The organism is Streptomyces sp. NPDC050997 (assembly GCF_040660135.1).
Lineage (GTDB): Bacteria > Actinomycetota > Actinomycetes > Streptomycetales > Streptomycetaceae > Streptomyces.
In genome coordinates, this window is sequence record NZ_JBFAGK010000009.1 from 238,547 (window position 1) to 261,903 (window position 23,357).

A 23,357-nucleotide genomic window follows, 5' to 3' on the forward strand; every position below is an offset into this window, starting at 1 on the left:
GGCCACCGCGTCCGCCCCGGTGTCAGCACGGCTGACGCCACACCCCCAGTTCCGGCTCCTTCACCATCGAGGACAGCCTCAGTCGGCGGGACTCGGCGCAGAAGCCGCTGGTGGGTTCTGTGTACTCAACGTGGAACACGGCCTTGCCGGCCGCGATGAAGGGGGCGAGTTCCGCGCACTCGTCGTACTGGGCGCACTCCTCGTTGACGGCGAAGTCGAAGTCGGCGAGGAGTTGGGGGATCTGGGGGAGGTCGTTCTTCAGTCCGACCGACAGTCCGCGCTCGTGGGCGACGGCCGCGATCATGCGGTTGTAGTCGAGTTGGTCGCGTGCGGTGAGGGGGAAGCCGGTGTCGTTGCCGTAGCCCTCCACCAGGTCGGGCTCCACCGCGTCGAAGCCCTTGTCGCGGCACATGTCGAAGCGGCGTTCCATGATCGGCTTCAGGACGGAGAGCCGCCGGATGTCCAACCAGCGTTCGCCCGCCCAGCCGTTGGTCTCTCCGAGCACCGAGCGCGGGAAGGCGTCCTTGTCCGGCCGGAAGTTCTCCCAGGCGCCCACGTTGACGTAGCAGATGACCTTGCGGCCGTCGCGGTGCAGTCGGGCCACGTCGGCCGCGGAGTTCTCGAAGCCGTCGATGTCGTAGACGGGTACGTCGACCGAGGGGGTGACCTTTCCGTCCAGTTGCCACTGCCAGGCGAGGCCGGGCCGGGGTTTCCAGCGCGCCTTGGCGGGACGCGTCGAAGTGCGGGGCGGGGACGGGGAGTTGCCGGTGTCCGGGGGAATGCTCGTGGCCTCGGACGGGGGCCGGGGGGTCGTGGTGCCCGGGGTGCCGGTTGCGGGAGCGCGTGCGTCGGTGGTCGGGTGGGCCGCGGGGGTCGTCGTCCCGTCCACGTCGGAGCAGCCCGCCGACGCAAGGGCTCCCAGCACGGCCAGCAGCGTCGCGTAGGCCGGCGCCCTGTTCCTCATCGCTGCGTCCCGGTCAGCGCGGGTGTCAACCGGGCCCACGGATTGGGAGGTTCACCGGTCACGGGGCCGCAGACCGCCGCGCCCCGGTCGTGCGCGGTACGGACGGCGAGGGGGACGAGAGCCTCGGGCACGCCGTAGACGAGGTGACACATTCGCTCGGGTGGGTGACGCGCGGTCCACGCCGGTCTGCTGAACGCCGACACATACGTCGACCAGTGGCCCTCGAAGGTGACGGTGAGGTCGGCGAGGCGGGCGTACCCGGGCGCCGGATGGACCCCGGGGTTGAGGACGACCGTCCCCGCACCCAGCCGGCGGACGGTCCGCACCAGCCGACGGCACGCCGACAGGCCCTCCGGCGTCGCCGTCACCCGGTCGAGGAAGCAGCCGTCGGCCGCGTACCACTCCTGGTGCCGGCGCACGTCGTCCGCGATCTCGGCGAGGTCACGCACCCCGTAGTCGGTGTCGACGTAGCCGAGCAGCCGTGCGCCGGCCGCGCGCAGCGCCCCGGCGGCGGCGGTGAACGCGGGATCGGGGCCGTCGCCAGGGCCGTTCGCGGGGTTGAGGACGACCCCGTAGGTGCGGGTGGCGGCGGTGATCAGGCGGTGCCAGGCACCCGGGTCCTCGGCCGGGTGGACGTAGAGCGGAATCAGCAGGCTCACGGCGTACCGTCGCCTTCCCACAGTGCGGTCAGCGCGTCGTCGAGGGTGTGGGCCGGGCGCCAGCCCAGGGCCTGCTCGGCGGCGGTGATGTCGGAGCACTGCCAGGACACCTCCGCCGCGCGGGCGGACCCCGCCGCGTTCTCCTCGATCCGTCCGCGGAAACCGGCCTTGTCGGCCAGGCCCCGCACCAGGTCGCGCACCTGGACGGCCCGTCCGCCGCCGATGTTGAGGACGGGCGGCAGCGGGCCGGGGGCGGTGATCGCGAGGACCACCGCCCGTGCCAGGTCGCGTACGTCGACGAAGTCGCGGTACGCGGACAGGTCGCCGAGCCGCAGCACCGCGTCCGGGTCCGGGCCGGCCGCGCGCAGCAGTCCGGCGATCCGGCCGGGCAGCCCGCCGGCCGGTGCCCCGGGCCCCACCGGATTGCCCACCCGCAGCACCACCGCGTCCAGGCCGGAGCAGGTCACCGCGACCGTGCCCGCGAGCTTGGTCGCGCCGTACGGGCCGACCGGGCGGGTGGCCGCCGACTCCGGCACCCGGGTGTCCGGGGTGCCGGGGCCGTACTCGGCGGCCGAGCCCAGGTGCACCAGACGCGCCGCGGGCGCCCCTTCGCGCAGCGCGGCGCACAGCACGGCGGGGCCGCGGGCGTTGACCTCCGCGAGGGTCACGGCGTCACCGCCGGTCGCGCCCGCGCAGTTGATCACGGTGTCGGGCGCGGCGGCCGCGAGGGTCTTGGCCAGCCGCTCGGGGCGGACCAAGGCCAGGTCGACGGGGATCTCGTCGGCGGACGAGCGGCCGCCGACGAGGACCAGCGCGCCCGGCAGGGCGCGCAGCCGTGCGACGACATGGGCACCCAGATAGCCGGTGTGCCCCAGGACGAGAATACGCATGCGGTGCTCAGGCTCCCTTGAGCAGATGCGACTTGCGGGTGGTGAACTCGGCGTTGGCCCGGTCGTAGTCGTCCGGGCGTCCTATGTCCAGCCAGTATCCGTCGAAGTCGTAGGCGTGCGGCTGGTTCTGAGCGGCCAACAGGTCAAGCACCAACTCGTCGAAGCCCAGCGGGAGTCCGGGTGTGTAGCCGTCGAGGGTCGAGCGGGACAGGCCGTAGACGCCCATGGAGACGCGGTAGTCGATGCTCGGCTTCTCGGTGAACCCCACGACCCGGCTCGCATCGGTGGTCAGCACTCCGAAGTCGATCTGCACCTTGCGGGCGTACGTGGCGATGGTCAGCGGTGCTCCCGAGTCGCGGTGCGTGCGCAGGACGTCGGCGTAGTCGAGGTCGGTCAGGACGTCACCGTTCATCACCAGGAAGTGCTCGGGCAGTCTGTCGCGCAGGGTGAGCAGCGGGCCCATGGTGCCCAGCGGGCTCTCCTCGGTGGCGTAGTCGACGGTCAGGCCCCACTGGGAGCCGTCGCCGACGTAGGCGCGGATGATCTCGCCGAGGTGGCCGATGGCGAGGGTGCAGCTGGTGAAGCCGGCCGTGCTGAGCTGCCGCAGCACGATCTCCAGGATCGCGTGCTGGTCTCCGATGGGGACGAGCGGCTTGGGCAGTGCGGTGGTGTAGGGCCGCAGCCGAACGCCCTTGCCTCCCGCCAGGATCACTGCGTGCATGGGGCTCCTCCTTCGTGTACGTGCGCAGACGTGCCGGACGAGGTCAGATGTTGTAGATGCCGGTCTTGTAGCGGGCCAGGTTGGCCGGGTCGCCGAAGAACTCCACGGTGTGCGCGAGCCCTTCCTCCAGGGTGTGGGCGGGCCGCCAGCCGGTGGCGGCGGTGAGCCGGCTCGCGTCCGCGACCAGCCGCATCACCTCGGAGTTGGCGGGCCGGATGCGCTGGGGGTCCGCGCGGACGTCGAGGGCGGTGTCCATCACCTTGCCGATCAGCGCGACCAGGTCGCCGACGGAGATCTCCCCGCCCGTACCGGCGTTGAGGGTGCGGCCCACGACCTGTTCGGCGGGCGCGGTGCCGACGGCGAGGAAGGCCTGCGCGGTGTCCTTGACGAAGGTGAAGTCCCGGGTGGGACGCAGGTCGCCGAGGGTGATGGTGCGTTCCCCCGCGGCCACCTGGCCGATCACGGTGGGGATGACCGCGCGCATCGACTGGCGGGGCCCGAAGGTGTTGAACGGCCGCAGAGTCACGACGGGGGTGTCGAAGCTGGCGTGGTAGCTGTCGGCGAGCCGGTCCCCGCCCGCCTTCGAAGCGGCGTACGGCGACTGGGTGTTGATGGGGTGGTCCTCGGTGATGGGCACGGTCCGCGCGGTGCCGTACGTCTCGCTGGTGGAGGTGTGCACCAGCCGGGGCGTGCCGAGCGCGCGTACCGCCTCCAGCACGTTGAGGGTGCCGGTGACGTTGGTGTCCACATAGCTGTGCGGCGCCTGGTACGAGTACGGGATCGCGATCAGGGCGGCCAGGTGGTAGGCGACGTCGGCCCCTTCGAGCAGGCCGCGGACCGAGCCGGGGTCCCGGACGTCGCCGAGGACGATCTCCACCTGGTCCAGGACGTCGGGGTGCAGGGTCTCCAGCCAGCCGTAGGAGGAGAACGAGTTGTACTGGGCCATGGCTCTGACCCGGTGTCCGGAGGCGACCAGTGCCTCGGTGAGGTGTGAGCCGATGAAACCCTCGGCTCCGGTGACGGCGGCGAGCGGTGCGGAGGTCAACTCGGGTGTCCTTCCGGTTGGTTGCGCGTGGGTGGAGCAGGGGATCGTGCGGGGTTCGGCCGGGAGGTCGGGGCTGTCGACCGGGGGGTCAGACGTGCGGGGCGGGCCGTCCGAGGAACCACAGCGCACACCCCGACAGACACAGCGCCGCCGCGGCGCAGGCCAGCGGCAGCGCCGTCGGGCCCGGTGGGAGGTGCAGCAGGGTGACCGTGCCTGCGCCGCCGGCGGCGGTGAGGGAGATCGCGGCCGAGGGCCAGGCCACCCCGAACGCCTGGAGCAGCAGCGCGGTCCACAGGGCTGCCGCGAGCAGTAGCAGGGTGGCCGGTTCGGCGCCGGTGAGCAGGGCCGCGGGGAGCAGCGGCAGGAGGTAGCCGACAAGACAGAGGGCGAGGATGCCGGCCGAGCGGAGCAGGAACCCGGCGGGCGTCGCGGTGGCGCGCAGGGCGGCGACCGACAGGCCGCGGTAGCGGTACAGCAGCCACTCGGCCGGCCCCATGCTCACGGTCAGCACGATCACCGCGTACGGCTCCTGTCGCCCCTCCAGCAGGACCAGCACCCCCGCCGCCAGCCCGAACAGGCCGTACGGCAGGGACCACAGCAGGCCTGGCCGGGTGGCACCGGAGGCAGCGGGGACGGCGAGGACGGTCCACAGGGCCCGGCCGGTGACGGCGAGTGTGGCGAGCAGCGCCAGCAGCGGCAGCCCGGCCCGCAGCAGGGAGCCCGGCTCCCACCACGGCAGCACGGCGGTGCCGGCGGCCAGAGGGCTGAGCGCGGCCAGCAGCAGCCGTTCCCGGCCCAGCACCAGCAGGACGCCGGCCGCCGCGAGGTACGCCGACTGCGCGGCCGCCACCAGCGTCACCGGGCCGCCCCCGGCGGGCAGCGCGGCGACGGCCGTGGCCACCGCCGCGCCCGCGGGCGCGCCGGCCAGGAGCGTACGGCCCGCCTCCCGTCTGCCGGTGGCCATCCGCAGGTGGGCCCGGTGGCCGAGGGCCTGTCCCCAGGCCCAGGAGACGAGTCCGGCCACGATCAGGGCCGAGGAGTGTCCTTCGAAGTTCCAGAGCGGCGAGGTCAGCACGTAGGCGAGCCCGGGCAGCGCGAACAGCACCCCGCGCAGGAGGCAGCGCACGGTGTCCGGGCGCCAGGGGTCGGCCGTCGGCGCGGGCTCCGGGAAGGTGCGCGGTACCCGTTCGTACAGGGCGGAGGCCAGCGAGAACAGGTTCGGGTGGCCGTAGCGCTCATTGATGACGGAGGCGGACAGGCCCTCCGCCTCCAGCAGTGCGGCGACCTCGTAGGGGTGGACGGCGGGGCCGACACGGTCGGCGAGTTCGGCGGCCAGTGCGCTGACCGCCTCCTCGTCGGGGCCGTGCCCCGGCAGCCGGATGGCGAGCGTGGTGTCGTCGAGGGCCCAGCGCGGGCGGCGGCGCGGCGGGCGGGGCTCGGCCAGCCGCAGTGCCAGGGTGTCCTGTTCGGCGCCGCCGGGTTCGAGGGATATCGGCCCGCTCATCCGGCCACCGTGGTCACCGGCGCGAGCGCCTGAGAGGTGGCCGCCGTGGGCTTCGACCGCCGTTCGAGCGTGGGCAGTTCGAGGTAGATGGCGCGGAAGGTGTCGATGGTCTGCCGCAGGGTGAACTGCTCGATCACCCGCAGCCGCGCCGCCTCCCCCATCGCCCGGCGCCGTGCGGGATCGCGGAGCAGTTCCAGCGCGGCCGCCGCCATCGCCGCCGGATCACGCGGTGGTACGACGAGCCCGGTGTCGCCGACGGCCTCCCGTACTCCGCCCACATCGGTGGAGACGGTGGCCCGCCCGCACGACATGGCCTCGATCAGGGTGAACGGGAAGCCCTCGCTGATGCTGGAGAGCATGACCACGTTGCCGGCCGCGTAGGCGTCCTTGATGTCGTCGACGCGGCCTTCGAAGGTGACCGCGTCCGCGTGCCCGAGTTCGGCGGCCAGCGCCTCGCAGCGTTCCCGGTAGCCCTCTCCGCCGCGTGGTGTCCCGCCGAACAACCGCAGCCTGGTGCCCGGTAGTTGGGCCCGTACGAGGGAGAAGGCCCGGATGAGGGTCTCCAGGTCCTTGATGGGGTCGACCCGGCCCGCCCAGCTGAGGGTGAGCGACTGTGGCTCGGGGCCGGCCGGCGGGAACGCGGCCGGGTCCACGCCGTTGTAGACCGTGCGGATCGCCTCCGGGTCGGCGCCGCCCTGTTCCTCCCACAGCCGGTTGTAACGGTTGCCGGGCGTGATCAGGGCCGCCCGGCGGTAGCTCTCCTCCGCCAGCAGCCGGAAGAAGCCGAGGACGACGGCCTTCACCGGCCAGCGGTAGGGGGCGGTGCGGTAGCCGAGGTAGCGCTCGCGCAGATAGACGCCGTGCTCGGTCAACAGCAGGGGTACCCCGTGCTGTTCGAGCGCGGCGAGGCCGGGCAGGGCGGCGACCCCGCCACTGACGGCGTGCGCGACCCCGCTCCGCGGCAGCGGTGCGGCCAGCGGGCGCAGGGCGTGTTCCAGCAGGGCGGTCGCGGTGAGCGCGTCGTGCAGCGTGGGACCGGCCTCACGCACCGCGAGGCCCGGCCGGTTCCACACCTCGGCCAGGATGGTGACGGCCCGGTCGCCGCGCAGGAACGGGCTCAGCGTGCCGTCCGCCGCGGCTCGCGCCATGGCGTACAGGGCGGGCGGGAACCCGTCCTCGGCGCGCGGGTCGAGCAGCGCGGTCAGGAACTGTTCGTAGGCGGCGGCGAGTTGGGAGCGGGCGCGGCCCCGGGGCGCGCGGCCCTCGGGCGGGGCGCCCCACATGGGGACGGACAGGACCCGCGCCACCTGGGCGGGCAGGTCCCAGACGACGGGTTCGCGTCCGGTGCCGGTGACGGCGAGGACGTCGAAGTCGAAGTCGGGCATGCCCTGGACGAGTTGGTCGCACCAGACGCTCACGCCGCCATGGCTGTGTGGGTAGGTGCCTTCGGTGAGCAGGGTGACGCGCGTTGCGCCGGGGCGTCGCGCGCCGTGGGGAACGTGCATCGATGTGCTCCACGGCCGAGGTGTGGGGGTGGTTCGTACCGGTCCCGGCCACGGTCGGCGGCCGGGACCGCGGTTCGGTCCTTGGGGAGGTGCGCCGTTCAGTTGTCCGCGGGGTACGGAACCTGTTCGATCACGCCGGCCGGGACGCGGGTGTCCGGCGCGGGGTCGGTGGCCGGGGTGGGGGCGACGGCCTCGGTGGGGGCGACGGTTTCGGTGGCCGGTGCCGTGGCGGACGCCGGCAGGGTGAGGTCGAGCGGGGTGCCCGCGGAGGGCGTCCAGCCGGATGTCCCGCCCGCGTACGCCGAGCCGAAGGCGGCGCCGCCCAGGGTGGTGCCGGTGGGCGCGGTCGCGGTCACGGCGAGGCCGTCCGGTGCCTCGACGGTCACCGCGTCACCGATGCGGTAGGCGGTGATCTGGCCGTCGTTCAGGGCGGCCTGCCAGGCGGCTCTGCGCTGGAGTTCGGTGCCGATGTCCTTCATCCGCAGGTTCACCACGGGGGTGTTGTCGGCGAACAGGGCGTCGTAGCCGTCGAGGACGCCGTCCAGTACCGGGTAGGCGATGCGGTCCTCGGCCAGGTTGGACTGGTGGATGAAGTGCGGCTTGGGGTCGTTGGCCAGGACGTGTCCGAGGGCGATGCGTTTCTCCAGGGGCACGATGTGGTCGGTGTAGCCGGTGGCCGTGTCCAGCGGTGCCGACAGACACGTCGTGGTGGCCGGGTTGTCCTCGCAGATGCCGCTGCCGCCCTGGGCGCGGCTGGTGTAGATCCAGTTGTACTCGTCGACCTGGTCGGCGGCCCGGCCCGCGTTGTAGAAGATGTTCATCGGGTAGCGGGGGACGGTGGTGGCGGGGCCGAGCTGACGCTGGGCGGGGTCACGGGAGTTGTCCGAGCCGAGCCAGCTGATGTCGTTGTCGTCGAGGGCGAGCGCCAGGTTGGGGTTGTCCTCGGGCTGCTGCGGCAGCACCTTCATGCCGGAGTGCTCGCCGGTGACCAACTCGTCGTTTTCCAGGGGGAGTCCGGCGGTCTGGCCCCACACCCGGTTGGTGGCGATCTCGTCGGAGATCTCCGTGCGACTGACCCACTGGGTGCTGCCGTCGGCGTTGGTGGCGCACTTCCAGGGCACCACCGTGGTGTCCTGCACGCAGCCCAGGAAGGGGTGCGAGTAGGTGTGGTTGACCCAGCGGAACGCGTCGCGGTCCGCGATCAGTTTGTCGGCGAGTTCGTCGACGCCGTTGTTGTCCTCGCGCTGGTTGACGCTGCCGACGGCGTTGTAGGCGAGGTCGAGGGTGAGGCCACGGCTGTTCTGCCAGGAGATGGCCTGGTCGACGTCCGCGGGCGTCATGCGGATCGGGTCGGGCGTGACGTCGGGGTCGGTGCAGTCGACGTCGCCGGGCGTGCAGTTGAGGGTGCTGTTCCAGCGGTCGTCGGCGGCGAACACGTCGTCCACGTGCACGGCGAAGTAGTTGCGGGAGGCGCCGAGGTGGACGCCGCCGGTCATCCACTCGACGATGCCTCGGGCCAGCAGCCGGAACTGCTGCTGGTACTGGTTGTAGACGAACGTGACGACGAGTTCGCGTCGCCCGTCGTGCCGGTACTCGCCCACCAGCGAGCCGCGTGTCGACCGCCCGGGGATCGGGGCGTCGACGTACGAGGTGAAGTCGGCGCCCGTCACGGGCGTCGACAGATAGGCGTAACTCTCGCCCACGGCCGGGTCGTTGTCCTCGAAGGGCACCGTGCCGTCGAGGTAGCCGAAGGAGCCCGCCCGGCCGGCGGAGGTCACCGAGGCCTGCACTCCGTCGACGCTGCCCGAGTAGCCGCCGAAGGCCGGGTACTGCAAACCCGCTTCTGGACGCGCGTAGGTGTAGGCGTCGACCTGGGGGACGGCGTACGTCTGCTCGTACGTCGCGAGCGCCGCCATCTCGGTCGAACCGGCGGTGAACGGGTTGTCGTTGGGCAGCACGACGGCCTGGAACTTGGCGCGCGGCCGGCCGTCGACGGTGTCCGCGAGGAAGCCGGCGTCGATCACGGGCCGGCCGGACTGCGTGAGGTCGATCTCGGTGTACGGCGTTCCGGCCGTGGCCAGTTCCTCCGCGATGGCGTCGGTGGACGGGCCGCCGTCGCTCACCACCAGCACCCGCAGATCGATGCGGGGTGTGGCGTCGGCGGCCTGGGCCGCGCCGGCCGGCAGGCCGACCGCGGCGACGAGCGCGCCCACCGTGAGCGCGGTCGTACGTATGCTCCGCTTCATGCGGTGAAGTCCCCTCCCCGGGCAGGGGTGAGCACGGCTCCGTGGAGCGGAGGCACCCCCTCGCGTGACGCCGGCATCCCCCTCAGGAGCCGGTCGCCGACGCATCCGTCGCGTCACATAGTGATGCAGATGTGTGGCTTTCGTGGTCATGCTGCGAAACATGACGGAAAAGCGCAGGCGTTCAACAGGTCGATTACGCAACCAAGTTGGGCGCTTTTCCATCAGGGGGGCAGGTGTGGCCCGCTGGACGCGAGGGCTCTGAGCGCTGGTCGGGCAAGGCGCGGCGCACCGGCGGACCGCTGGGGCCCGCCGGGCGGAGTGCCAGTGGTCCATACCGGAGTGCACACCTGGTCACAGGCCGATTTTAGGTCACACTGACTACGCTCGAACATGCTCTCTGCGAGCCGTCAGGCACACAGTACTCGCGTTTCGGGCGTGTAGACCGGACCGCCGCTGGCGTTGGTGGTGTCGCTGAACTCGGCGTAGTAGTACGAGTAGAAGGCGATGTTGCCGTTGCAGCCGGAGTCGGCGGCCACCTGGAGCGTCAGCGTGACGGTGCGGCTCTGGCCGGGCGGGACGGTGGCGCCGTAGTTGGTGCCGAGGTTGGCGGGGCCGGTTCCGGAGCACGGGGTGGGGCCGGCGGCCGTGGCCAGGCTGCAGCCGGTGAAGCTGTACTTCAGGTCGGGGCGCTGGGTGGTCAGCCATGTCGGTTCGATGGTCTGATACACGAACCAGATGTCGTAGGTCTTGTTGTTGGTGATCGTCATCGACAGGTTCACCGTGCCGCCGGGCGTGGTGGTGGCGCTGTCGGTGGCGAACGTCAGCTCGGCCGGTGCCGGGTCGGCCGCGCTCGCACTGGGGGCCAGACCGAACACGGCGAGGGCGAGGGCGAGGACGGCGCCGAGGCCGAAGCGCCTCATCAGTGGTGATCGCATGGCCTGGAAGGCTAGGCATCCGGCGAGCACACCGTCTGCCCCGGCGGCGGCGTACCCGACACCGCCCGGCCGAAAGTGTGCGCCCCGTGAAGGCCGCGTGATGAACTCGTGCGGCCGCCGGGGTGCCCGTAAAGGCGCACGGCAACGGGGGTGTGCCGGGATGGGTCGACGGGGCCGGTGGTGCGCGACGGCCGGGTGGTGCGGGCGGATGCTAATGGCGCGTATCGGACCCGACGGCTCCCTCCCCGGCCGAGGGCCGGAAGTCATCTGTGGAAACGTTCGCCCCGTTGATGTTTCGACGCATCGCCAGGTTCCATGGCCCTGCCCGGCGGCGGACCGCCGCCGGTACGGATCCTTCGGGGATGGGGGGACTGTGCGTCAGTCCAGAGCGAGTTCGCAGAGACCGACAGGGTTATCCAGAGCACGAAGAAGCGGCATTTCGGGTGCGGCGGCGCTGATCGGCGTCGCCGCACTCGTCGTCTCGGCGGTCCCCGCCGACGCGGCCACGGGACAAGCGGCCACGGGACAAGCGGCACCGCCGCCGAGCCCGGGAGAGGTCATACCGGGCCAACAGACCGCGACACCCGCGCTGGTGGACGGCATCCGGGAGAAAGCGCCGACGGCGCGGGACGCGGCGGGCGCGGCACGCGCCTACCTCGACGCGCGGCAGGACCGTTACCGGATCGCCGACCCGGGGCGTGACCTGGAGCCCGTGGGAACCACCACGTCCGACGGCCGGGAGACCGTGCGGCTGCGGCAGAAGCACCACGGCGTCCCTGTCCTGGGCGGCCAGTACGTCGTACGGATGGAGAAGCGGGACGGCGCACGGGTCGTCACCGGCACCTCGGGCAAGTACTTCACCGGGTTGCGGACCGGCACGACGGCCGAGGTCGACGACGCGCTCGCGGTCGAGCGGGCGGTCGACGCCGTGCTGACCGAGCTCGGCGAGCGGGATTTCACGGCCCGCGGAACGGACCCGGAGGACGAGCCGAATCTGACCGGCACCTCCCACGGCCTGGTCGTCCTGCCCACCGGTACGGGCGTTCTCGCCCGGCACATCACCGTGCGGGGCGAGGACCCGGGACGCGGCGAGCCGGTGCTGCGCGAGGTCTACATCGACGCGCAGGCCGGGTATCCGGTCCTCCAGTACAGCGGTATCCGGACGTTCGGCGCACCCGGGACGACGGCCGGCGACCCGAACCCGGCGAGCCGCCTGGCCCAGGAACCCGCCCCCGCCGAGGTGGGCTCCGGCGTGAAACTGGACGGCAGGACCGTAGAACTGCAAGTCACCCATGACGAGACGCGCGGCGCCTACGTCCTGCGTGACCGCTCCCGCATCCAGAGCGACCCCGAGCACGTCCTCGCCACCTGGGACGCGCGCGGCAAGTGGGCCAGTGAGGTGTCGGGCGTCTGGCCCGGGGACATACAGGAGTTCGCCTCGCCCACCCCGGCCTTCGGCACCGAGGCGACCGAGGCGGGCGCGGTGGACGCGCACTGGGCCGCCGGGCAGGTGTACGACTACTACAAGGCCGAGCACGGCCGGGACAGCCTCGACGGGCGGGGCATGGAGATCAACTCCCTCGTCGGCGTGACCGACTACGGGCAGCCGTACGTCAACGCCTTCTGGGACGGCCAGAAGATGGTCTACGGCAACGGCGACGACGAGTACCGTCCGCTCGCCGCCGGACTGGACGTCGTCGGCCACGAGATGACCCACGGCGTCATCGAGCACTCCGCCGACCTCGTCTACGCGGGCCAGTCCGGGGCCATGAACGAGGCGATCGCGGACTACTTCGGCAACGCCATCGAGGCGGACGCGTACGGCCTGCCCATGGACGACCCGGACACCGGTCTGCTGGGCGAGACGCTGTGCCGGACCAAGTCCCCGCGCGAGTGCGCGATCCGTGACATGAACGACGGGCGGACCACCGCGAAGTCCTTCCTCGGTGTGGGATTCGGCACCGACAACGGTGGCGTCCATCTCAACTCCACCCTCTTCTCCGGCGCGTTGTGGGACATCCGCGAGGACCTCGACCCCGCGCTCGCCGACCGGATCGTGTACAAGGCGCTCACGGAGTACCTCACCCCGATCGACGGCTTCACCGAGGGGCGGGCCGCGGTGATCGCCGCCGCCAAGGCCCTGAACGTGACGGGCCAGGACCTCACGGCCGTCCAGCGGGCCTTCAACGCCCACGGCATCGTGCCCAACTGGGAGCTGGCCCTGGGCCTCGACTCCGACCTGCTGATCGAGCGCGTCAACACCACGGGCTCGCATCTGGGCGCCGGCGGCGGCTGGTGGGCGGCCGCCACGTCCGACGAGAAGGGCTCCGAGCCGTACTCGGTGTGGGCCGGACGCACGGACGGCACGGGGCAGTTGAAGCTGATGAGCCCCAACGACGGCCGCTATCACACCAATCCGGCCACCGACGGGAAGACGGTGGTGTGGCAGGCGCACGGGGCGGCCGGAGTGGACATCCTCGCGCGGCCCCTCGCGGGCGGGCCGGTGAAGGTCCTGTGGCACGGCCGGAGCGTGGGCAGCTCGCTGGACGTCGAAGGTGACGTCGTGGTCTTCGCCTACAGCAACCAGGGCTCACGAGCGGGCGTGGCCTACCTGAGCCTGAAGGACCCGGCGAACAAGGTCTCGATCGGCGGCGGCACCTACCATCAGGCCACCTTCCCTTCGCTGAGCAACGGCAAGGTCGTCTACCAGGACAGGCAGCGAGTCCGCGCGGTGTACGAGTCGACCACCAGGGTGGTCGATGTGGCGACCGGCGTGGAAAGCGTGATCCAGCAGGCCGCCGCGGGCACCAGCCTGGGCCCGACGGCCGTCACCGGCAAGCATGTCTACTGGCTGCTCGACGAGATCGGGCAGAACGGCGTGACGGCCCTGCGCCGTGCGGGTCTCGACGGTTCGGGCGTCACGGACCTCAGCCCGGAGACCGGCCCGCAGGCCTTGAACGTCTCCGCTGTGACCGCCTCCGAGGAGGCCGTGACGATGGTCGCCCGGACGCCGGTCCCCGAGTACCGCAACGAGTACCTGGCCAAGCTCTGGCAGTTCGCGCCGACGGGCAGCGGCGACGACGTGCGCAGGAGCCGGGTCTCCTGCAACCGGGGCGAGCAGCTGTCGGCGGCCGCGGCGGCCGGCACCCAGGTACTGTGGCTCGACGCGACCACCGGCATCAGCAACGTGGTGACGCGCACACGGCCCAGCGGCACCTGCGACTGAACCGAGCGGATACGGACGGCGGCCCGCCGGGCGTCCGCCCGGCGGGCCGAGCACCTCTCTGGAGAGTCACTCATGCACCAACCCAGCAAACTGTCGACAGGAGAGACCTTCTGACGCTCCATAACTCTTGACTAGCCCATAGTGTCGACACTAGGAAGGAGGGGCGAGCCGCGTCGCGGTCGCGTACGACTGCCTCATCAAGGGGGTCCATGTGACCGGCAGGCTCTCCGGGAAAGTCGCCCTCGTCACCGGCGCGGGCGCCGGGATCGGCCAGGGATGCGCTCTGCTCTTCGCCGAGCAGGGCGCGACCGTCGTCGGCTGCGACCTCGACCCGGCCGCGGCCGAACGCACGCGCAAGGCGGCCGCCGACCGGGGGCTCGCCGTCGAGGTGCTCGCGCCGCTCGACATGACCGTCCCGGCCGACGCCCGGCGCTTCGCGGACGAGGCGCACGAACGGCACGGCCGGATCGACGTCCTGGTGACGGCGGGCGCCATCGCCCCGCACCTGGCGACGGCCGCCGCGATGGACTTCGGTACGCAGTGGGCGCCCACCCTGCGTGGGGAGATCGATGTGGTGTTCCTGCCCGTACAGGCCGTATGGCCGCACATGGAGGCCTCGGGAGGCGGCTCGATCGTCAACTTCGCCTCGGTGAACGCCTTCCGGGGCAGCGGGACCTTCGGGATGGTCGCGCACTGTGCGGGCAAGTCGGCCGTCCTCGGGATGACCCGCCAACTCGCCGTGGAGGGCGGCCCGTCGGGCATCCGCGCCAACACCGTGTCGCCCGGCATGGTGCGCACACCCGCCACCGAGTCCGCCGGCGCCCACGAGGGGCCGGCCCGGCAGGCACTGCTCGCCCGTATCCCCCTGGGGCGGGTCGGGACGCCCGAGGACATCGCCTGGTGCGCGGTCTATCTGGCGTCGGACGAGGCGGCGTGGGTGACGGGCGCCGACTTCCCCGTGGACGGCGGGGTGCTGGCCAGGTGAGCCAGGTGCGGACGCGTCGCTCAGGAAGCGGCCCGGCGCCTGCGGGCGGGCTTGCGCTCGGGTGCCGTCACATCCTGTTCCAGCTGCTCCTCGACCGCCCGCAGGGCCCGCACGGTCGCTCCCGCGATCAGTGCGGAGGCGAGCTCCCCGTCGCGCTCCTCGCAGGCCTGCAGCAGCCGCTCCTGGTCGTCGATGCTGTAGGCGAGCCGGCCGACCCGGGTCAGGCTCAGGTGCCGCAGCATCAGCGTGCGCAGGGCGAGCGAATCCAGGATCTGCTTCAGGGTGGCGTTGCCAACGATCTCGGTCATCCGCTCCTGGAGCAGCACATGGCTCCAGAAATACGAGTCCACGTCACCGCCGTCGGCCAGTTTCCGCATCCGTTCGACCCGGGTGCGCAGCTCGGACAGCTCCTCGTCACCGGCGCGCTCGACCAGCAGGCCGGCGAGCATCGACAGAAGCTGCTTGCGCACCTGGTAGATGTCTCGGATGTCCTGCAGGGAGGGCGCGGCGACGCGGGGCCTGCGGCGCGCCTTCATCTCGACCAGGCCCTCCTGTTCGAGAAGCATCAGCGCCTCCCGGACCGGCGTACGGCTGGTGTCGAACCGGCGTGACAGGTCGACGCTGTTGAGGTCCTGCCCGGGCTCCAGCCGCCCTTCGATGATGCCGGCACCGACCCATTCGGCGATCTGCGCGACCAGCGGCTCGCGCCGGTCCCGCAACCGCAGGAGGCGCTCCAGCACGAAGTGCGTGTCCTGATCGGTCATGCGGCGCTTCTCCCTGCCTGATCGGGGCTGCCTGATCCGGACTCACAGGCAATGCAACGGTGTCGACACTATCTCACCCCTTGACCCAGCCCAGTGGGTGGCTTCGGGGGCGAATCCTGCTTCCTGTCGACAGAGCTCAAGATCTTCCGCGTGAATCACCGAAGGAACGAGGAATCATGAAGGAACGAGGATCCATGAGGCGCGGTCACACGAACGGGTCGGCCCTCACCAGACGCTCCGTGGTCGGTGGCGCCGCGCTGGCCACGATCGCGTCGACCGGGGCGCTCCGCGGGACGGCCGAGGCCGCGACCGCGTCCGCCTCCGCCTCCGCCGGTGAGCCGTGGGTGCCTGTGCCGATACCTGAGCAGGTCCCGGTCACCGAGTACTCGGTACCGGTGTCCGGGGGCGGCAGCCTGTGGTGCTGGGACACCGGTGGCGACGGCGAGCCCGTCGTGCTGCTGCACCCCGGATCCGGCAGCGGCGAGAGCTGGCCGCACCAGCAGCCGGTGCTCGCCGGCGCGGGTCTGCGGGTCATCGGCTACTCGCGGCGCGGGGCGTACAACTCGGTGGCGGGCACCAAGGCGGAGGCCGACACCGCCTCCGGGGACCTCAACACCCTCGCGGATCACCTGGGCCTGGACCGCTTCCATCTGTCCGGCTCGGCGGCCGGCGGCCCGGTGTCGATCGACTACGCGCTCTCGTACGAGGACCGGCTGCACAGCCTCACGGTCTCCGGCAGCGTCATGGGCGTCATGGACACGGAGTACGAGGAGCTGACCTCGGCGCTCCAGCCCGACCCGTTCGGCGACATGCCGGTCGACTTCAAGGAACTCGGCCCCTCCTACCGCGGCGGTGACCGTAGCGGCGTCGCGGCCTGGCTGGAGATCAACTCCCGCGCCAGGACCTCCGACGCCTTCGCGCAGTCCCTCGCGCACACGATCACCTGGTCGGCGCTGGAGACACTGACCCTGCCCGTCCAACTCATCACCGGGGACGCGGACTTGTACAGCCCGCCCTCGATCATGCGCCTGAACGCCGGACACCTCCGGGACGTCAGGACCCACGTCGTTCGCGAGGCGGGCCACAACCCGCACTGGGAGCAGCCGGCGGTGTGGAACCGGCTACTGCTGAGCTTCGTCGGGCGGCACCGCGCGGGCCGTTCCTAGAGCGGCTCAGACGTCCAGGGCGACCAGGAAGCGGGACACCATGTTGTACGCCGCCACGGTCGCCGTCAGTTCGACGAGTTCGGCGTCGGTGAAGTCGGCACGGAGGGCGTCGAACAACTCGTCGGGGACGTGGATGTCGCGGGTCATCGCATCGGTGTAGGCGATGACCCGCCGAAGCCGCTCGTCGAGGTCGGGCGCCGGGCGGCGCAGCTCGGCGAGCTGGTCGTCGTCGATTCCGGCCCTGCGTGCCTCGGGCTCGTGTGCCGTCCACTCGTACGGGGCGCGGTTGAGCACCGCGATCCGCAGGATCACCGACTCACGGATGTCGGCGGGGAGTTCCATACGGCCGCGCACCGCGCCCAGCAGGCTGTTCCAGCCGTCGGCGAGCTGCGGGCTGTGCAGCAGCATGCGGTCGAGGGGGCGCAGTGCCCCGCCCCTGCGGTCGCGGATGCGGTGGGCGATGTCGCCGGTGCCTTCGGTGTCGGGGAGTCGTGCCATGCGAGACCTTTCCGGGATCACGAGGGGTCACAGAGGGCGGGGGCAGCGGGCCAGCAGCCGCATCGCGTCGAGCCGTTCGACCTGGCCGGTGCGCACGGTCTCTCCGAAGACCATCGCCTCGCTGCTGGTGAAGACGGGCCACACGGGCAGCGCGCCATCGTTGGGGTCACCCGTCTCGACGAAGCGGGCCCAGGTGTCCGCCATGGTGCGGGCGAGTTCGCGGTCGGTCTCGCTCCAGGGCCAGGGACGTCGGTCCAAGTTGTCCAGGGCGTAGGGCAGTTCGGCGGTGTGGAACACGCCGTAGTCCGGAAGTCCGTCGCGCGGGGGCGTCAGCTCCAGGCCGGGCGGCAGCGGGGGCGTGCGGGTGAAGTGGTACAGCCAGGTCGGTGCGGTCTCCCGGTGCGCCATGGCCCATCGCCACACCGGGTGGGTGAAGCGGCTCTCCCCGGTGAAACGCCGTGCCGTCCGCCGGGCCTCTTCCAGGTCACGTACGGGATACAGCTCGTCGGTGCCGGGCTCCACCGGCAGGCGACGGAGAGCATCCGGGGTGGCGTACACGGAGCCCTCGTCGGTGTTGCTGCCGACCAGCAGCGGTACGGCATGCTGCCGCCCGGCGTCGAAGACCTCGTCGCTGGCCTCGGTCAGCACACGCCCGTCGACGACAGGGCCGAAGTGGTCCCGCAGCACGAGTTCGACGCCGTCGAGCCGCCGCAGTCCCCCGATGTCACGGTCGCCGAACGCCTCGGCCCAGCGCAGCCCCTGCTTCAGTGCGTCATCCTGCTCGACGAGTGGCCCTTCGGCGCGCCCGACGCCCGACGCGCTCTGCCCGACGGCCGCGCGAAAGAGCGGTCGGGCCGCCCGCGAGGCCATGAGGTGGCAGATGTGGGCGGCTCCGGCGGAGTTGCCGGCGAGGGTCACCCGGTCGGGGTCGCCGCCGAACGCCGCGATGTTCTCCCGGACCCAGGTCAGGGCGGCGACGATGTCCAGCAGCCCGTAGTTCCCGGACGCGCCCCGGTCGTCCTCGGCGGCCAGGTCGGGGTGGGCGAGGAAGCCGAGCGAGCCGAGCCGGTGGTTCAGGGTCACGACGACGAGTCCGCGTCGGGACATCGCGTGGCCGTTGTGGATCTCCTGGCCGCCATGGCCGTAGCGGTTGCCGCCGCCGTGGATCCAGACCATGACCGGCAGTCCGGCCGCGCGTGCCGGGTCGGGGGTCCACACGTTGAGGTAGAGGCAGTCCTCGCTCATCACCAGCGCCCGCCGGTCGGCGAAGTTGGTCTGGTACATGATCGAGTCGCGCGGCGGCTGCGGCTGGAGGGGCGCGGGTCCGAAGTCGTACGCCCACCGCTCGCCGTCCCAGCGGGCGGCGGGCCGGGGCGGCCGCCAGCGGAGCTCGCCGACGGGCGGCTCGGCGAAGGGGATGCCCCGGAAGACCGCCACTTCGCCGTCCCGCTCCCCCACGACCCGTCCGGCGCTCGTACGGGCCCGGATCACGACCGGGCCTTGTGCAGAGTGCCGTCCTTCATGATCGCCGCCAGTCGGTCGCGGTCCTGGAGAATGCCGATCTCCTCCAGCGGATCGCCGTCGACGAGTACCAGGTCCGCGAGGAATCCCGGCCGGATCAGGCCGAGTTCGTCCTCCATGCCCATGATCTGGCCGCCGTACATTGTCGCGGCGCGCAGCGCCTCGGCCGGGGTGAAGCCGAACCAGTCGACGAAGAGTTCGAGGTCGCGGAGGTTGCGGCCGACGGGGTTCCACGCGAAGCCGTAGTCCCCGCCGGGGACGACACGCACGCCCCGCCGGACCAGCTCGGGCACTACCCGGCGTACCGCCTCCGCGGTGGCCTCGACCTCCATGCCCGGCTCGGGTTCGCTGCCGGCCTCGTGCAGGTTGGCGTGAATGATGCCGGGGGTCGGGGCGACGAAGACGCGGTCGCGAGCGGCTTCGAGGAGGTCCAGGGCCTCTTCGTCGGCGAAGGTGCAGTGGTAGACGGCTCTGATGCCGTGCCGTACCGCCATCTTGATCGACTCGGCGGCGTGCGCGTGCGCGGTGAGCCAGACACCGTGCTTGTCGGCGGCCCCTGCCGCGGCGGCGACCTCCTCGTCCGTGAACTGCACGATCCGCGAGGTGCCCTGGACGACCGCGCTCTCTCCGGAGAGCGACAACTTGACGATATCGACGCCGAGTTCGGCCATGTCGGTGACGAAGCGGGACACCGAGTCCGGGTCGCAGGCGCGGGAGTCGACGCCCGGGAAGTCGTAGACGCCGGGCTCGACCATGCCCGCGCTGCCCTCCCAGGAGGCGGCCTTCAGACGTGGTCCGGGCATCCAGCCCTCGGCGAAGGCCTTGCGGGCGGCGATCTCCGTGCGGGGCAGCCGGTTCCCGCCGGAGTAGGCGCTGGTGATGCCGTGGTCGAGCAGGACGCGTCCGGCGTGTGCGACGAGTAGCGCCTTCTCCTCGTCGGGTTCGTCGCGGCGCTTCGAGACGTGTTCGACGGTGGAGCCGAAGCCCAGGTGGGCGTGCGCGTCGACGAGTCCGGGGAGCAGGGTGCCGCCGCCACCGTCGATCACCCGGGCCCCCGTGCGCCGGTCGCGCGGGATCCGGTCGGCCACGGCGGTGATGCGGTTGCCCTCGACGAGCACCTGGGCCGGGAACGGGTCGCGTCCGGTGCCGTCGAAGACCTGGACGTCGGTGAAGAGCGTGCGGCTCATGGGGTCGTCCTCCGGAAACGGTGCCGCATCTCGCCGACTCCCTCGATGCGGCTGACCAGTACGTCGTCGGGGGTCAGGAAGCGCTGCGGTACACGGCGGTTGCCCACGCCCGCGGGTGTGCCGGTGAAGATGAGGTCGCCCGGCAGGAGGGTGCAGAACTCGCTGAGATACGCGACCAGATAGGGGATCGGGAAGATCATGCCGGCCGTACGGTCGTGCTGGACGATCTCGCCGTTGAGTTCGCAGGTCAGTTCCAGGTCGTCGCGGTCGTCGAGCTCGTCCAGGCTGACCAGGGCGGGGCCGATCGGGCCGAAGCCGGGGTGGGACTTGGCAAGCGAGAACTGAGCGGGTCGGCCCGCGAGTTGGGCGACCCGCTCCGACAGGTCCTGGCCGACGGTGAGCGCCACGACCGGCTCCCAGCCCTTCTCCACCGGCACCCGGCGGGCCTCACGGCCGATGACCGCGACCAGTTCCAGCTCCCAGTCGACGTGTCCGGGCGGCAGGTCGATGGTGGTGCGCGGACCGGTGAGGCAGGTCGGGAACTTGGTGAATACCAGGGGGGCTTCGGGTTCCTCGTGGCCCGCCTCCGCGGTGTGAGGCCGGTAGTTGAGGGCGACGGCGAAGATCTGGCGGGGCGACGGGACGGGCGCTTCGAGGTCGGCCTCGCTGTAGGGGCGCCCTCCGGTGGCGTTTGTGGACCAGTCGAGCAGGTCGTCCCAGCGGGCGAAGACATCGCTTGCGAGTTCGGCCGGAATGTCCACAGCTCGGTCATCGGTCAACAGGACCGGGTGACCCATGAGTTGGGCGATTCGCATGGACGATCACACCCACTGCTCGGCGGACGGCTCTTCGGTGCCGTGCGCGTCCCGCCAGGAGACGACCGGGTTGCGCAGCACCCCGATGCCTTCGATCTCGGCCTCGACGACGTCGCCGGGCCTGAGGTAGTTGGCGAAGGGGTCCTCGGTGCTCGCGGCGACTCCGGCGATGGTGCCGGTGGTGATGAGATCTCCTGAGCTGTAGGTCTGCGGGGAGTGGTAGGCGACCAGTTGGGGAATCGACACCGACATCCGGGCGGTGTTGGACTTCTGGCGGACGTCCCCGTTGACCCGTAGCTCCATGTCGAGGTCGTGCGGGTCGTCGATCTCGTCGGCGGTGACGATGTACGGGCCGATCGGGCAGAACGTCTCGATGGCCTTGGAGAAGGAGAACACCCCCGACTCCATCTCCTTGCGCTGGATGTCGCGGGCGGTGATGTCGTTGAAGACCAGGTACCCGGCGATGTGCTCGACGGCCTGCTCGGCGGTGAAGAACCTGCCGGGTCGGCCGATGACGACGGCGAGTTCGAGTTCGTAGTCCAGTTCCCGGGTGAGGTTCGCCGGATACACGATCGGCTCGTCGGGGCCGATGATCGCGTCCACGTTCTGGAAGAAGACGATGCCCTTGTTCACGGGATGGGACCAGTCCACACGGACCAGATCCTCGTGGTGCTCGCGGAAGTTGCCGGCCGTGTGGAAGAACTTCTTCGGCCTGATGGGTGCGCGCAGCCGGACGTCGGCGAGCGCGAACGTCCGCCCCGTCTCACCGACTTGGCCCTCCCGCTCGAAGAACGCACGGGTGGAGGGCACGTCGAGACCCACCACGGTTTCTCCGTCGAGCCGCCCCACCAACCCCGTGCCCGGCCCCGTGTCCGGCCCCGCGTCGAATGTCACCAGCTTCATCAGGTCTCTCCCTAACTGTCGACACTCAGCCTGCCGATCCGGGTCAGGGCCGTCAAGACGCGCGCAAAGTGTGGACACAAAACCTGGAAGTGGCTTACGGTCCGGGCATGCGGACAACGTGGGACTTCACGGGTACCCGCGCCCTGGTCGCCGGAGCCGGCGGAATCGGCGCGACGGTGGCCCGGGCGCTCGCCGAGGCGAACGCGACCGTGGTCGTGCTGGACGTGGACAAGAACAGGCTCGCGGGCATCGCGGAGGGTGTGACGGGCCTCGCGGCCGACCTCACCTCCGCTGACGCCTGCCGTGGTGCGGTCGAGGAGGCAGTCCAACTCCTCGGCGGGCTAGATGTGTTCGTCCACGCGGTGGGCGTCAACGACCGCAGACCCGTCCTCGAGACACCGGACGAGGTGTGGGCACGGCTGCTCGCCGTCAACCTGAACAGCGCGTTCTGGCTGGGCCGGGCCGTGGGGGCGGTGCTGGTACCGAGCGGCTACGGGCGAATCGTGTACCTCTCCTCCGTCTCCGGGCTGCTCGCCCACAAGGACCACGCGCCGTACGCGGCGACCAAGGGCGGCGTGAACCAGCTGATGCGGGTGATGGCACGGGAGTGGGCTGCCGACGGGGTCACCGTCAACGCGGTCGCCCCCGGCTACACCGAGACCGGCCTGACCCGCGACCACCTCGCCCGGCCCGGCGTGCGCGCGTCCCTGGAGTCACTGGTCCCGGCCGGACGCCTCGGCCGGCCCGAAGACCTGATCGGCCCGGCGCTCTTCCTCGCCTCCGCCGAGTCCGCGTTCGTCACCGGGCAGGTGCTGTACGCGGACGGCGGGCGGACCCTTGTATGAACCCCCGTGTGAACCCCCCTCTGAGCGCAACGACTTCACGAACGGAGACCGCATGACTCCCGTCCCTGAACGGTTCGCCGGTAAAACCGTCCTCGTCACCGGTGCGGGTACCGGGTTCGGCGCCGAGATCGCCGTACGGGCCGCGCAGGAGGGGGCGCGGGTCGCCGTCCACTACCGCAGCTCCGCCGCCGGCGCCGAGAAGACCGTCGCGCGCATCAAGGACGTCGGCGGCGAGGCCTTCACCGTGCAGGGCGACATCGCCGTCCACGCCGACGTCATCCGCATGGCCCAGGAGGTGTTCGGCCACTTCGGCGGGCTGGACGTGCTGGTCAACAATGTCGGCGATGTGGCGGGCGACCAGATGTCCTGGCGGGAGCTCACCGAGGAGTCCATCGACCACGTGCTCGCCGTGGACATCAAGGGCACCATGCTGTGCGTGCACGAGTTCGGGTCCCGGATGCTGGAGCAGGGCCATGGCGCCATCGTCAACATCGGCTCCACCGTGATCGTGCGCGGGAGCGCGCGGGCTCCGCAGTACGCCGCCGCCAAGTACGGCATCCTCGGCATCACCAAGTCCTACGCCCAGGCGTTTGCGCCTCTTGTGCGGGTCAACACCTTCGCGCCGGGGTTCATCGAGACCGAGACGCTGCTGGATCGGGCGGACTGGAAGTCCGGGCGGCGGGAGGACATGATCTCCAAGACGCCGATGGGACGGATTCCCGGGCCGGCCGAGGTTGCGGGGACCGCGCTGTTCTTGGCGACGGATGACGCCTCGCACATGACCGGTGTGTATCTCAATGCCGATGGCGGGTTCAACATGATCGGCGCGTAGTCGCTGCGCGGGCTTGGCTGTTCTTTGTCTGCGGGTGCGTGGGGGCTTGTCGCGCAGTTCCCCGCGCCCCTTAGGGACGTTGTCGAGCCGTTCGCTTCAAAGTTCCAGCCCCCTGGGAATTCGGTTTCCAGGGGGCCGGCTTCTTT

The 23,357-nt window shown here is 71.4% G+C and carries 20 protein-coding genes; 5 read left to right on the plus strand and 15 right to left on the minus strand.

The window, feature by feature from the left end; all coding sequences use genetic code 11:
* Positions 1 to 22: 22 nt before the first annotated feature.
* From AB0H86_RS22340 to AB0H86_RS22380, 9 genes are all read right to left on the minus strand, one after another.
* Positions 23 to 964 (minus strand): endo alpha-1,4 polygalactosaminidase, encoded by a 942-nt coding sequence (locus AB0H86_RS22340; protein WP_362441266.1) that lies wholly within the window; start codon positions 962 to 964, stop codon positions 23 to 25.
* Positions 961 to 1,623 carry a spherulation-specific family 4 protein gene (locus AB0H86_RS22345; RefSeq protein WP_362441269.1) on the minus strand — a complete coding sequence of 221 codons (663 nt, stop codon included), beginning with the start codon at positions 1,621 to 1,623 and terminating at the stop codon, positions 961 to 963. Before AB0H86_RS22345 ends, AB0H86_RS22340 begins: the two co-directional genes overlap by 4 nt.
* Entirely contained in the window at positions 1,620 to 2,513 is an 894-nt protein-coding gene (locus AB0H86_RS22350; RefSeq protein WP_362441272.1) for an NAD-dependent epimerase/dehydratase family protein, read from the minus strand. Before AB0H86_RS22350 ends, AB0H86_RS22345 begins: the two co-directional genes overlap by 4 nt.
* A 7-nt stretch (positions 2,514 to 2,520) precedes the next feature.
* Positions 2,521 to 3,234, minus strand: a complete 714-nt coding sequence (locus AB0H86_RS22355; RefSeq protein WP_362441275.1) for a nucleotidyltransferase family protein — start codon at positions 3,232 to 3,234, stop codon at positions 2,521 to 2,523.
* A 43-nt stretch (positions 3,235 to 3,277) separates the two neighbouring features.
* Positions 3,278 to 4,279 carry a GDP-mannose 4,6-dehydratase gene (locus tag AB0H86_RS22360; protein WP_362441278.1) on the minus strand — a complete coding sequence of 334 codons (1,002 nt, stop codon included), beginning with the start codon at positions 4,277 to 4,279 and terminating at the stop codon, positions 3,278 to 3,280.
* A gap of 88 nt (positions 4,280 to 4,367) precedes the next feature.
* A complete protein-coding gene (locus tag AB0H86_RS22365; RefSeq protein WP_362441281.1) occupies positions 4,368 to 5,783 on the minus strand; it encodes a hypothetical protein in 1,416 nt (471 codons plus the stop codon).
* The gene (gene pelF / locus AB0H86_RS22370; protein WP_362441284.1) at positions 5,780 to 7,288 is read right to left on the minus strand and encodes a GT4 family glycosyltransferase PelF; all 1,509 of its coding nucleotides are present in this window, start codon (positions 7,286 to 7,288) and stop codon (positions 5,780 to 5,782) included. Before pelF ends, AB0H86_RS22365 begins: the two co-directional genes overlap by 4 nt.
* A 98-nt stretch (positions 7,289 to 7,386) precedes the next feature.
* The gene (locus AB0H86_RS22375) at positions 7,387 to 9,534 is read right to left on the minus strand and encodes a hypothetical protein (RefSeq protein ID WP_362441287.1); all 2,148 of its coding nucleotides are present in this window, start codon (positions 9,532 to 9,534) and stop codon (positions 7,387 to 7,389) included.
* Positions 9,535 to 9,941: 407 nt separating this feature from the next.
* Positions 9,942 to 10,469: a hypothetical protein gene (locus AB0H86_RS22380; protein WP_362441289.1), complete on the minus strand. Its 528-nt coding sequence runs from the start codon at positions 10,467 to 10,469 to the stop codon at positions 9,942 to 9,944.
* Positions 10,470 to 10,842: 373 nt separating this feature from the next.
* Here AB0H86_RS22380 and AB0H86_RS22385 point away from each other — a divergent pair, with 373 nt between their 5' ends.
* A complete protein-coding gene (locus tag AB0H86_RS22385; protein WP_362441292.1) occupies positions 10,843 to 13,695 on the plus strand; it encodes a M4 family metallopeptidase in 2,853 nt (950 codons plus the stop codon).
* A 211-nt stretch (positions 13,696 to 13,906) separates the two neighbouring features.
* Entirely contained in the window at positions 13,907 to 14,680 is a 774-nt protein-coding gene (locus AB0H86_RS22390; protein ID WP_362441295.1) for an SDR family oxidoreductase, read from the plus strand.
* Positions 14,681 to 14,700: 20 nt separating this feature from the next.
* Here the strand turns inward: AB0H86_RS22390 and AB0H86_RS22395 are convergent, their stop codons facing one another.
* Entirely contained in the window at positions 14,701 to 15,444 is a 744-nt protein-coding gene (locus tag AB0H86_RS22395) for a GntR family transcriptional regulator (RefSeq protein WP_362441297.1), read from the minus strand.
* A gap of 194 nt (positions 15,445 to 15,638) precedes the next feature.
* Here AB0H86_RS22395 and AB0H86_RS22400 point away from each other — a divergent pair, with 194 nt between their 5' ends.
* The gene (locus AB0H86_RS22400; RefSeq protein ID WP_362441300.1) at positions 15,639 to 16,610 is read left to right on the plus strand and encodes an alpha/beta hydrolase; all 972 of its coding nucleotides are present in this window, start codon (positions 15,639 to 15,641) and stop codon (positions 16,608 to 16,610) included.
* Between the two features lie 6 nt (positions 16,611 to 16,616).
* Here the strand turns inward: AB0H86_RS22400 and AB0H86_RS22405 are convergent, their stop codons facing one another.
* Genes AB0H86_RS22405 through AB0H86_RS22425 form a run of 5 tightly spaced genes read right to left on the minus strand, consistent with a single transcriptional unit; the run spans position 16,617 to position 21,534 of the window.
* The gene (locus AB0H86_RS22405; RefSeq protein ID WP_362441302.1) at positions 16,617 to 17,108 is read right to left on the minus strand and encodes a carboxymuconolactone decarboxylase family protein; all 492 of its coding nucleotides are present in this window, start codon (positions 17,106 to 17,108) and stop codon (positions 16,617 to 16,619) included.
* 27 nt (positions 17,109 to 17,135) lie between these two features.
* Entirely contained in the window at positions 17,136 to 18,599 is a 1,464-nt protein-coding gene (locus AB0H86_RS22410) for a carboxylesterase family protein (protein ID WP_362441305.1), read from the minus strand.
* On the minus strand, positions 18,596 to 19,816 hold the full coding sequence (locus AB0H86_RS22415) for an amidohydrolase family protein (protein ID WP_362441308.1): 1,221 nt from the start codon (positions 19,814 to 19,816) through the stop codon (positions 18,596 to 18,598). The genes AB0H86_RS22410 and AB0H86_RS22415 overlap by 4 nt, the downstream gene beginning before the upstream one ends.
* Positions 19,813 to 20,631 carry a fumarylacetoacetate hydrolase family protein gene (locus AB0H86_RS22420; RefSeq protein WP_362441312.1) on the minus strand — a complete coding sequence of 273 codons (819 nt, stop codon included), beginning with the start codon at positions 20,629 to 20,631 and terminating at the stop codon, positions 19,813 to 19,815. The genes AB0H86_RS22415 and AB0H86_RS22420 overlap by 4 nt, the downstream gene beginning before the upstream one ends.
* 6 nt (positions 20,632 to 20,637) lie before the next feature.
* Positions 20,638 to 21,534 (minus strand): fumarylacetoacetate hydrolase family protein, encoded by an 897-nt coding sequence (locus tag AB0H86_RS22425; protein ID WP_362441315.1) that lies wholly within the window; start codon positions 21,532 to 21,534, stop codon positions 20,638 to 20,640.
* Between the two features lie 107 nt (positions 21,535 to 21,641).
* Here AB0H86_RS22425 and AB0H86_RS22430 point away from each other — a divergent pair, with 107 nt between their 5' ends.
* Positions 21,642 to 22,379 (plus strand): SDR family oxidoreductase, encoded by a 738-nt coding sequence (locus AB0H86_RS22430; protein ID WP_362441318.1) that lies wholly within the window; start codon positions 21,642 to 21,644, stop codon positions 22,377 to 22,379.
* A 52-nt stretch (positions 22,380 to 22,431) separates the two neighbouring features.
* Positions 22,432 to 23,211, plus strand: coding sequence for an SDR family oxidoreductase (locus AB0H86_RS22435; protein ID WP_362441321.1), 780 nt, complete (start codon positions 22,432 to 22,434; stop codon positions 23,209 to 23,211).
* Positions 23,212 to 23,357 lie beyond the last annotated feature (146 nt).

Excerpts from the sequence above, each read along its gene's own strand:
- AB0H86_RS22340 (WP_362441266.1), bottom strand. The coding sequence starts at position 964 with ATGAGGAACAGGGCGCCGGCCTACGCGACGCTGCTGGCCGTGCTGGGA.
- AB0H86_RS22350 (WP_362441272.1), bottom strand. The coding sequence starts at position 2,513 with ATGCGTATTCTCGTCCTGGGGCACACCGGCTATCTGGGTGCCCATGTC.
- AB0H86_RS22355 (WP_362441275.1), bottom strand. The coding sequence starts at position 3,234 with ATGCACGCAGTGATCCTGGCGGGAGGCAAGGGCGTTCGGCTGCGGCCC.
- AB0H86_RS22365 (WP_362441281.1), bottom strand. The coding sequence starts at position 5,783 with ATGAGCGGGCCGATATCCCTCGAACCCGGCGGCGCCGAACAGGACACC.
- pelF (WP_362441284.1), bottom strand. The coding sequence starts at position 7,288 with ATGCACGTTCCCCACGGCGCGCGACGCCCCGGCGCAACGCGCGTCACC.
- AB0H86_RS22375 (WP_362441287.1), bottom strand. The coding sequence starts at position 9,534 with ATGAAGCGGAGCATACGTACGACCGCGCTCACGGTGGGCGCGCTCGTC.
- AB0H86_RS22380 (WP_362441289.1), bottom strand. The coding sequence starts at position 10,469 with ATGCGATCACCACTGATGAGGCGCTTCGGCCTCGGCGCCGTCCTCGCC.
- AB0H86_RS22395 (WP_362441297.1), bottom strand. The coding sequence starts at position 15,444 with ATGACCGATCAGGACACGCACTTCGTGCTGGAGCGCCTCCTGCGGTTG.
- AB0H86_RS22400 (WP_362441300.1), top strand. The coding sequence starts at position 15,639 with ATGAGGCGCGGTCACACGAACGGGTCGGCCCTCACCAGACGCTCCGTG.
- AB0H86_RS22405 (WP_362441302.1), bottom strand. The coding sequence starts at position 17,108 with ATGGCACGACTCCCCGACACCGAAGGCACCGGCGACATCGCCCACCGC.
- AB0H86_RS22415 (WP_362441308.1), bottom strand. The coding sequence starts at position 19,816 with ATGAGCCGCACGCTCTTCACCGACGTCCAGGTCTTCGACGGCACCGGA.
- AB0H86_RS22420 (WP_362441312.1), bottom strand. The coding sequence starts at position 20,631 with ATGCGAATCGCCCAACTCATGGGTCACCCGGTCCTGTTGACCGATGAC.
- AB0H86_RS22425 (WP_362441315.1), bottom strand. The coding sequence starts at position 21,534 with ATGAAGCTGGTGACATTCGACGCGGGGCCGGACACGGGGCCGGGCACG.
- AB0H86_RS22430 (WP_362441318.1), top strand. The coding sequence starts at position 21,642 with ATGCGGACAACGTGGGACTTCACGGGTACCCGCGCCCTGGTCGCCGGA.
- AB0H86_RS22435 (WP_362441321.1), top strand. The coding sequence starts at position 22,432 with ATGACTCCCGTCCCTGAACGGTTCGCCGGTAAAACCGTCCTCGTCACC.